This is a genomic window from Paracoccus sp. S4493 (assembly GCF_000967735.1).
In the GTDB taxonomy this organism is placed as follows: Bacteria; Pseudomonadota; Alphaproteobacteria; order Rhodobacterales; family Rhodobacteraceae; genus Paracoccus; species Paracoccus marcusii.
Window position 1 is genome coordinate 24,135 of the sequence record NZ_JXYF01000003.1, and the last position, 8,196, is coordinate 32,330.

10 protein-coding genes are annotated in these 8,196 nt (G+C 54.1%); 9 read left to right on the forward strand and 1 reads right to left on the reverse strand.

The window, feature by feature from the left end:
• The first annotated feature begins 122 nt into the window (after nucleotides 1-122).
• The 9 genes from TW83_RS01040 to TW83_RS20375 all read left to right on the forward strand — a co-directional run bounded on the left by TW83_RS01040 (nucleotide 123) and on the right by TW83_RS20375 (nucleotide 5,953).
• The gene (locus tag TW83_RS01040; RefSeq protein WP_045980912.1) at nucleotides 123-695 is read left to right on the forward strand and encodes a recombinase family protein; all 573 of its coding nucleotides are present in this window, start codon (nucleotides 123-125) and stop codon (nucleotides 693-695) included.
• Nucleotides 692-979 (forward strand): hypothetical protein, encoded by a 288-nt coding sequence (locus tag TW83_RS20365; protein WP_157001293.1) that lies wholly within the window; start codon nucleotides 692-694, stop codon nucleotides 977-979. The genes TW83_RS01040 and TW83_RS20365 overlap by 4 nt, the downstream gene beginning before the upstream one ends.
• 112 nt (nucleotides 980-1,091) lie before the next feature.
• The gene (locus TW83_RS21750; RefSeq protein ID WP_239441261.1) at nucleotides 1,092-1,598 is read left to right on the forward strand and encodes a hypothetical protein; all 507 of its coding nucleotides are present in this window, start codon (nucleotides 1,092-1,094) and stop codon (nucleotides 1,596-1,598) included.
• 318 nt (nucleotides 1,599-1,916) lie between these two features.
• Entirely contained in the window at nucleotides 1,917-2,669 is a 753-nt protein-coding gene (locus TW83_RS01050) for a helix-turn-helix domain-containing protein (RefSeq protein ID WP_204245703.1), read from the forward strand.
• 120 nt (nucleotides 2,670-2,789) lie between these two features.
• Nucleotides 2,790-3,329, forward strand: coding sequence for a thermonuclease family protein (locus tag TW83_RS19675; protein ID WP_084697173.1), 540 nt, complete (start codon nucleotides 2,790-2,792; stop codon nucleotides 3,327-3,329).
• Nucleotides 3,330-3,397: 68 nt separating this feature from the next.
• Nucleotides 3,398-3,724: a hypothetical protein gene (locus TW83_RS01055; RefSeq protein ID WP_045980914.1), complete on the forward strand. Its 327-nt coding sequence runs from the start codon at nucleotides 3,398-3,400 to the stop codon at nucleotides 3,722-3,724.
• A gap of 161 nt (nucleotides 3,725-3,885) precedes the next feature.
• Nucleotides 3,886-4,257, forward strand: a complete 372-nt coding sequence (locus TW83_RS01060; protein WP_239441259.1) for a S24 family peptidase — start codon at nucleotides 3,886-3,888, stop codon at nucleotides 4,255-4,257.
• A gap of 11 nt (nucleotides 4,258-4,268) precedes the next feature.
• On the forward strand, nucleotides 4,269-5,555 hold the full coding sequence (locus TW83_RS01065) for a Y-family DNA polymerase (protein WP_045980915.1): 1,287 nt from the start codon (nucleotides 4,269-4,271) through the stop codon (nucleotides 5,553-5,555).
• 104 nt (nucleotides 5,556-5,659) lie between these two features.
• Nucleotides 5,660-5,953 (forward strand): hypothetical protein, encoded by a 294-nt coding sequence (locus tag TW83_RS20375; protein ID WP_157001297.1) that lies wholly within the window; start codon nucleotides 5,660-5,662, stop codon nucleotides 5,951-5,953.
• A 434-nt stretch (nucleotides 5,954-6,387) separates the two neighbouring features.
• Here TW83_RS20375 and TW83_RS19680 read toward each other — a convergent pair whose 3' ends face one another.
• The gene (locus TW83_RS19680) at nucleotides 6,388-8,085 is read right to left on the reverse strand and encodes an AIPR family protein (RefSeq protein WP_084697177.1); all 1,698 of its coding nucleotides are present in this window, start codon (nucleotides 8,083-8,085) and stop codon (nucleotides 6,388-6,390) included.
• Nucleotides 8,086-8,196: the final 111 nt, after the last annotated feature.

Consider the following 8,196-nt stretch of genomic DNA (forward strand, 5'->3'; position numbering starts at 1 on the left):
AGCCATGTTCAAAAACGATCGTTTGCGCAACAGCGTCAAACGTGTTGCAAAAGCCGTCGCAAAGGCAAATTTTGCGACATGCCCATTATGGGCTGGCTTTTGCAACATCGGAGAGGCGGGCGATGGCGGTAGTGGGCTATTCTAGGGTATCGACCAGTGGTCAGGATCACCGTCTGCAACTTGATGCTCTCAAGGCGGCAGGGTGCGACTACGTTGTTTCTGAGGTCGGAAGCGGAGCGGACGAGAACGCCCGGCCACAGTTGCAGCGCCTTCTATCCAACCTTTCTGGCGAGGATACCCTCATTGTCTGGCGGCTGGACCGCTTGGCGCGGAGTGTCAAAGAGCTGATCGCAATCGCCAACGAGCTTTCCGAACGGAAGGTTCGCTTGCGGTCCCTGAATGAACAGATCGACACGACGACACCACAGGGCAGGATGATGTTTCATGTCTTTGCGATGATCGCACAATTTGAGCGTGACCTGATCGCAGACAGGACGCGGGCAGGACTAGAAGCCGCCCGTGCCAGTGGCAGGATCATAGGACGCCGGCGCCTTCTGGCGCCCGCGCAGATTGCCCAAGCCCAGGCATGGTTGGCAACCAAGCAGATGACGCAGGCTCAGGCAGCCAAGGCCCTTGGCGTCAGTCGCGCTACCCTCATACGGGCTATTTCTCCGGTTAAGGAGCATGGCGAATGATCGGTGCTATCGCAGTCGTGGCATTGACGCAGATGATCGGGTCAAGCGCGCTACCTGCTACGCCGCAAGCTTTGCATCTATGCCTATTCCCGGAAGATCCTGTCGTCGATGAAGGATTGGCCGCTGAGTACGGCATTTCACCAAAAGACGAATATGATAGATATTTCAGTGATCTAAATGCGTATCTTGTATGCCTTCAAGACTCTCATGCTGACACAATCGAACGAGGCACGGTTTGGTACGATCGCTACAAAGAAGCATTTCCGGTAAACAATGTTGAATGATGCAACATTTCATTTATTGTGTTAGCTGCTGTTTTCGTATGCTACAGCGTTCCGAAGGAGGTCGATGATGCGAATGAAGGTTCTTGGGGCTATCGCCTGTGCCGCAACGGCGATGGCATCAGCTCACAAAGCTGACGCGTACTCTATCGACTGTGCGATCCTGCTTTGTCTGGCAGGGGGCTTTCCTGCGTCGGTCGAATGTACCGCAGCCAGAGCTGAAATGATCCGCCGTGTCACGCCCTGGCCGGTCGAGCCGCCTTTGCAGCTTTGGAACTGCCCCCTACAGGCAAGTGGCATGCCACCGCTGCCTAACGTGGGGCGTGACGGACTGACTGACCAGATAAGGGGCTTTCGCGACGGCATCGAGGTCTATCATGTAGACTATCGCGCTCAGCGTAACAGTGGGGGTGTCGAAGTGTACGACTCCACACAACGCGGCTTTTACGACGATAACGGCGATTTTCATTGGACCAGTGTGCGCCTGCAGGACACCCCGTCATGGGTTCGCATTCGAGCTGGCTTTCAAGGTGGAGAACATACCGGCACCCGCAGAGGCATTGCCATGCGGACCACGGATCACACCGGCCAAGTTTCCGAAGTCACGTGGCAGACCTACTGATGCTGGTAGTTGGCCGCCGACCCGCACACAATCAATTGCCGCACCTCCCCCTCTGGCGTAGGCTGTGCGGCAAAATGCCCGAAAAGGGAGGGACGAGCAGAATCAGATAAAACCACCAGCCCAAAAGGAAACCCCCCGCGCGGGGGTCCGCACGAGGGGGCTTGGGTTTGGTAACACAGGTTTGGCGACCTGAATTAGCATCACATTTCACTTGCTATAGTTACCTCTCCACTCCCGAAAATCAAGAGCAAAAGCGCATCTGTGCGAACGGATACGGCTTGCCTGCGGACACCGCGCTTCTTGATCAAGGAGCAGCAGATGAATACCGGAGAGGCCGCAGAACGCGGCAGTTTTTTCAAACGCATAGGTGGCGTTGTTAATGGCGAGCAGGGCGATAGCTCTGCAATGGATCGCAGACCGATCCGTCGCAATTCACTTCGCAAAGGATCATGTGAGGGATCATTCTGGCGCGGTACGTCGCGTCAGGACGTGCAGAAATTCCTGATGGCAGCTCGACACTATGAGCGGGCCAACAAGGAGCCCGGCAAGCGGAACGGTCCCCTTGGAGGCGTGGCATTGGAGGTCCTGGCGCTGTTTGCCAATCTGGTCAACTTCAAGTCGGGCCGACTTGACCCGTCCCTTGATTACATCACTGACAAGCTGTGCCGGTCGCGTGACGCGGTTGTACGGGCGCTGAAGGCGCTGCGGGATCATGGCTTTCTGGACTGGCTGCGCCGCGTTGAGCCTGCCCCGAACGAGGGCCGGGGGCCGCAGGTCCGTCAGGTCAGTAATGCCTACCGACTGTCAGCCCCTAAGCGCGCCCTTGCGCTTCTCGGTCGGTGGGCTGGCCGTCCAGCTACGCCGGATGATGAACAAGCAGGTCGTGAGGATCGCGCCGCTATGGAAGCGGAGCATGTGAAGGCGCTCGACCTTGCTGGACTGGCGGCGTTCAAGATCGAGGACTCCGATCTTGCAAAGGCTTTGGCCGTGATGGGAAAGGCCATTGATTTACGCGAGTCTGCCAAGCGGACTGAATACCAATCTACCTCTTATTCTTATGCAGGATCATGACCCCGATAGGACCATCCGTACGTTTCATGCCTCTACGGCGCATCGAGGGAGCGGAAAAAGGATGGGACGGTGGCAACGCATGCGCGTTCAATCAACCCGAAGCTCTAGCAGCACTGTTGCATGGCTGTGAACAACAGCCTGTTGCGGCCGGTCAGCCCTACAGAAACGTCTCAAGGAAGGAAGCGCCGGATGAATCGGTTTTTCTTAGTCGCTGTCCTGTACTGCATCATGGCAGGACCAGGCTTAGCAAACAGCATTGCCGGGCAGGCCAGCGTAATCGACGGAGACACAATTGAAATTCATGGGGAGCGGATCAGACTGGTATCCATCGACGCGCCTGAATCACGGCAATCCTGTTTTGATCGCCAAGGCCGGGCATGGCGCTGCGGTCAGCAGGCGGCACTAGCTCTTTCAGACTTCATCGCCCGCAGACCCGTAACTTGCCAATCACAAGGCGAGGACCGCTATCGCCGCATTCTCGGAGACTGTGCCGTAGCCAATGTTAGCCTGTCGGGGTGGATGATCGAGAACGGTTGGGCGGTGCCCTACTATGACCAGGACGACAGGCACGAGGCAGGAGCTGATCGTGCTAAGGTAGCGCAGCGGGGGATCTGGGCAGGAACATTCGAGCTTCCGAAGGATTGGCGTAGAGGAAACTGACTAATTGACACTGGTAAGGTTTCCGTTACCTGCTGATCTCTGCACAACCTGCAAAACAGGAGAGGGTGATGAAGGAAAACCTTGAGTTGCTAATGCCTGTTCTGCCCCCTTCAGGGACAAAAGGCTTTTTGGTTCTAGAGCATCTGACGACTGCGGAGCTGCAGGATCGGGGACAGGAGGTAGCGTCTGACAGTGTGATCAGGCTCAGCCTTTGCGACACGAAGGACGGCGATAACCCGGTTGCGGTCTATGAACTTCTGCTATCCGAAGATGAAACCCATAACCCTATCGAAGCCCATAACCGCATTCGGACCTGGGCTGCGGGCTTCATGATGGGGGCGCGGTACGCGGGCGAAGTTATCGGCCTCAACATCATGCCGAGGCACGCGATCTAGAAGCCAGTCAGGATTATGAGCTAACTTTTATGATCCGTCCTTGACGCCGCAGGGGGGGTTCGGGTTATGGCTGGTGTTCCCGTATTGTTCTAACAGCCATGACCTTGCACTTAAGCTCTATCAAGATCACGCTCGTAGACCGGCATGTGCCCCTGGCATCCATGCCGGTTCCGGCCGGGTTTCCGTCACCCGCCGCGGATGATCTTGAGGATACGATCGACCCGATCAAGTGGGTGGTGCGGCATGAGCATGCGACCTTCTGGTGGCGCGTGTCCGGCGACAGTCTGGAGGCAGAGGGCATCCTGGACGGCGATCTGATTGCCGTGGATCGCGCTGGCAAGCGCCGCCATGGCCGCATCGTCGTCGCGGTGGTCGATGGCGCCATTACCGTCAAGAAGCTCGCCAAGCGCGATGGCGTCTGGTTTCTTGATCCGCGCGCCCGTGCGGATGGCTATGCCACAATCCCGGTCACGGAGACGACCGAGATATGGGGGGTTGTCGCCGGCGTCGTCCGCCGCCTGCCCATCGAATAGGGGCAGGTACGGTGGAGCAATCCGACCGACCCATTGCGCTGATCGACTGCAACAATTTCTATGTCAGCTGTGAACGTCTGTTTGATGTGTCGTTGCGCGGCATTCCCGTCATTGTTTTATCGAACAACGATGGTTGTGCAGTCGCCCGCAGCGAAGAAGCGAAGCAATTTATAAAAATGGGCGACCCTGTTTTCAAAATCAGAGATTTGATAAAGCGGCATGGAGTTGTAGCATTATCAAGTAATTACACGTTGTATGGTGACGTAAGTCGTAGAGTCACCGAGGTCCTGCACAGCTATTCCCCGCGCCTTGAGACATACTCAATTGACGAGAGCTTTGTCGATTTATCCGGCTTCGGGGATCGCATGGAGGCCCATGCCGCACGGATGCGGGATGCGGTCAGAACCGAGACCGGCATTCCAACCTGCGTGGGCATCGCCCCCACCAAGACGCTTGCCAAGCTGGCGAACTATGCTGCCAAGAAGAACCCCCTTTTTTCAGGGGTTTGCAATCTCATGGACCAGGATGTGCGGAACTATGTGATGCGCCGCATTCCCATCGGAGAAATCTGGGGCGTGGGGTCCGCGACCGAGGCCAAGCTGAAGGCCCAAGGGATCAACTCTGCCGCCGAGCTGCGCGACCTGCCTTTGGCGCTTGGCCGCAAGATCGGCACGGTTGTCCTGGAACGCCTGGTGGCCGAGCTGCGTGGGATACCTTGCATAGATTTTGAGGACGTGGCCCCGCAGCGTAAGGGCATGGCTGTCACCCGCTCCGCGGGCACACCCATGACGACATTTGATGTGCTGGCACAGGCTATCACAGCCCATGCGACACGAGCGGCAGAGAAGCTGCGTCAGCATGGCTTGGTGGCTGGCACGATGACGGTGTTCTACCACACCAATCCGCATAAGCCTGACAGGCCGCGCCATTCCTTTTCGCGCAGCATCCGCCTGCGGCCCATGTCCAACCATACGTTTGACCTGGTGGATGCCGCCGTAGCGGCCGCGCGGCGGGGCTGGAAGGGAGATCCGTCTGGAAATGGCTATGGCTACACCAAGGCCGGGATAATTCTCGATGACTTGCTGGCCGAGGCCGATCGACCCGCCATGCTTTTTACGCCGGATCAGCCGCGCGATGCGCGTCTGACCACGGCGCTGGATGCGATCAATGATCGCTTCGGCAAAAAAACGATGGTGTTGGCGCGAGAGGGAGTTAGCCGCTCATGGGCGACAAAGGCCGATCATAGATCGCCACACTATACGACACGGATTAGCGAGCTGCCTATTCTATCAGTGTAGGCCAATTTTTCTGTTAGATCGCTCATCCTTGTGTTTAGCATAGCAGCATCATCGTTTTTGATGAATGCCTTAGAGCCTAGCAATACAGAACCAAGGATAAAACGATGAATAGTAAAAGAATAACCGGTGTCGATAATGCATCCGAATACATGCCGATAAAAATGAGCGTGACGCTATACAATCCTGTTTCCGATGAGCAAGGTATAGAATACATTCAAATGCTTCGCGCCATTGAAAATGTAAATGTTTGGAGGCGACCAAATAAACTTCAAGATAGGAGCATTTTGTACCACGAAATTTTTGTTAAATGCTGGCCAGATGCAGCAGCTTCTGTTGCAGAAGTCTTAGCGTCTATTGCTAGCAATCACCCGGCTAACAAAGAAATTTTCAAGAATTAATCGCGTTCAAATATAGCATAAGTACCGACCTCTTACTATTCAAAGACTATATCATGGCGGCGTCCCTCGCGTTGGTCGGTCTAGGGCTGATCGCCCTGGCCCGCCCGCCCCGAGGGACCGCGCTCCAGGCTTGGCCGGCTGCACCGGCCTGCGCCCCGAGCCTATCCCCCTGCCCCTCCTTTACGCCTGATCCCGCTCGGGCTGTCTCTCCGAGTCAGCCCGCGCGGGGGCGCAATAGTCGGCCCAGGGCGCTAGTCTCGGCCCTTCGGGTCACGATCGCTCGCGCAAGAGCCAGCCTGCCCACAGGACGCCTCGCCTTCCTTCGCTCTATGAAGGCGCGTCCAGCTCGACGCCTGCAAGGCCCTTCCCTTCCGTTGGTCGGCCAGGGCTGGACAGGGCTGGCAGAGGGCACCCGGTTGTCCAGTCGCGCGGCATCAAAGCAACGCATCAACGTTTGCCAATGTGGTATTTGTAAGCGGTTGAGATTTGAGAACATCGCGGGACAGATCCGGATCTGGGATACATGTCTTAACCAAGACATCAAGTCGGTCGAACCATTCGCCTTCGTTGAACGCAAATAGATTGTACAATGCTTCGTTCGCTGTTTTGCAATCCCACTCTTTATGCTTTGCTTTGCAGTACTTCATTGCTGCCGTCATAATGTGCCAACGTAGCTTTGAGTACTTTCCTTCAAATCTTTTGTTTGAAGTAAGCATTTTAAGACGGTAGTGGCAGAAACAGGCAGTATAATAGTCGTCCTCCGCTTTACCTTCAGCAAAAACTTCAGAAAGTAACTCTCCGGTTAAACGATTTGGGTAACGGCTTGCAATATCGGGCCGCATCATTACCGTTGCAGCGTAGCAGCGCGCTGTCTCACGAACATCGAAGATTCTCACTGGCGCTATACTTTCTGGGCTATATTGACCTTTCCGACGCTCGAAATAAAGGCGGGTCGTTTCACTTGCCCCGCGAACATTAAAATAGCGTTCGAGGTCTCGCAGGGTTTTCATTGTAGATACAAATTGCGCATCTTCAACCTTAGACTGCCGATTTGTAGCTCGAACAATATCATCAATCACAACTGGATCGTCGGCTTCAATAAGTTTAACCATCAAACTTACTGTATCATCAGTCTGTTCATCTAAAGAAATAAGAACATTAGACGTTTGACAGCCGTTCACAATTTGAAAGTCTCTTATGTATATTTCTTGACCTGACGGCCGAACACTAGACGCTACTATTGTTACCCCATTGTTCATAAGTCCAAATCTGGACTTTTTATCAAAATCACCAAGGGTCCCTGCAATTTCTGCGTTCACGTCTACATCAACACCGAGAAAGTCACGAACATTTTCTTCAAAGAGTTTCTTCCGAGGTACTCCATGCTTATCCTTTAATATCGCCTCGATGAAGCTTCGAGCCTTAACAGTGGCGACATAGGCATTATTAATATTAGGTGCAGTCGGAAATGGCGCATATCCAATGGTTGGTAAGCTGGCTTCAACTGGCCCATCAGCAGCGAGCCAATATGCGTGAATAACGTCACGATGCCCCTTGATCAATTGTGTATTATGAAAATAACCTAATGCTGTTATGGCAATCAAGCCTGCGTCAAATGCCGCATTAATTTCAGCAGCCGGGGTGTCAGCAGCGGCGGTAAAAAAATAAGAGTGCAAGTCGGGAAGACCGCCCCTGATACGACCAATGTTTTTAAAAAGAAGCCTAAACATTTTTTTAAAGTCAGCCAAGAATTGGCTGTGTGGCTGTTTTGGCGAGTCTGACAGGTAGTCCGTGATCGCGGCAACAAATGAATCTACTTCCTGTTTTGACCAGCTTGTTGACCGCTTGGCTTGTGTTAAAACTACTGTAACGTGAAACTCACGGCGTGACGAAGCAAAGATTTCTTCAAGCTCGTCAAAATGAAAAACAGCACGGTCATCTAAAAATAGAAATGCCCCGTCAATTCCGGGATCTGCGCCGTCATAGACCAAATCTGTTGCTTCAACACTATCTGCTGAGTAGCGAGTAAAAGCGCAGTATGCCGTAAACGCTTCGAAATTTTTCGATTCTTCAAATGGGGCGGCAAAATCTTCGCAAAAAGATTCAAAATACGATCTTGTGACTAGATGCATAACTGACTGACCCCGTGGTGATGATACTCAACAGGACTGTACGGTTACGTCGCAGCACTACAATCTAAGATTCATAGTTTGTTGAACGTTTGCAAGCGCGGTGATCGCCCC

Excerpts from the sequence above, each read along its gene's own strand:
- TW83_RS19680 (WP_084697177.1), bottom strand. The coding sequence starts at position 8,085 with ATGCATCTAGTCACAAGATCGTATTTTGAATCTTTTTGCGAAGATTTT.
- TW83_RS19675 (WP_084697173.1), top strand. The coding sequence starts at position 2,790 with ATGGCTGTGAACAACAGCCTGTTGCGGCCGGTCAGCCCTACAGAAACG.
- TW83_RS01060 (WP_239441259.1), top strand. The coding sequence starts at position 3,886 with ATGCCGGTTCCGGCCGGGTTTCCGTCACCCGCCGCGGATGATCTTGAG.
- TW83_RS20375 (WP_157001297.1), top strand. The coding sequence starts at position 5,660 with ATGAATAGTAAAAGAATAACCGGTGTCGATAATGCATCCGAATACATG.
- TW83_RS21750 (WP_239441261.1), top strand. The coding sequence starts at position 1,092 with ATGGCATCAGCTCACAAAGCTGACGCGTACTCTATCGACTGTGCGATC.
- TW83_RS01050 (WP_204245703.1), top strand. The coding sequence starts at position 1,917 with ATGAATACCGGAGAGGCCGCAGAACGCGGCAGTTTTTTCAAACGCATA.
- TW83_RS01055 (WP_045980914.1), top strand. The coding sequence starts at position 3,398 with ATGAAGGAAAACCTTGAGTTGCTAATGCCTGTTCTGCCCCCTTCAGGG.
- TW83_RS20365 (WP_157001293.1), top strand. The coding sequence starts at position 692 with ATGATCGGTGCTATCGCAGTCGTGGCATTGACGCAGATGATCGGGTCA.
- TW83_RS01040 (WP_045980912.1), top strand. The coding sequence starts at position 123 with ATGGCGGTAGTGGGCTATTCTAGGGTATCGACCAGTGGTCAGGATCAC.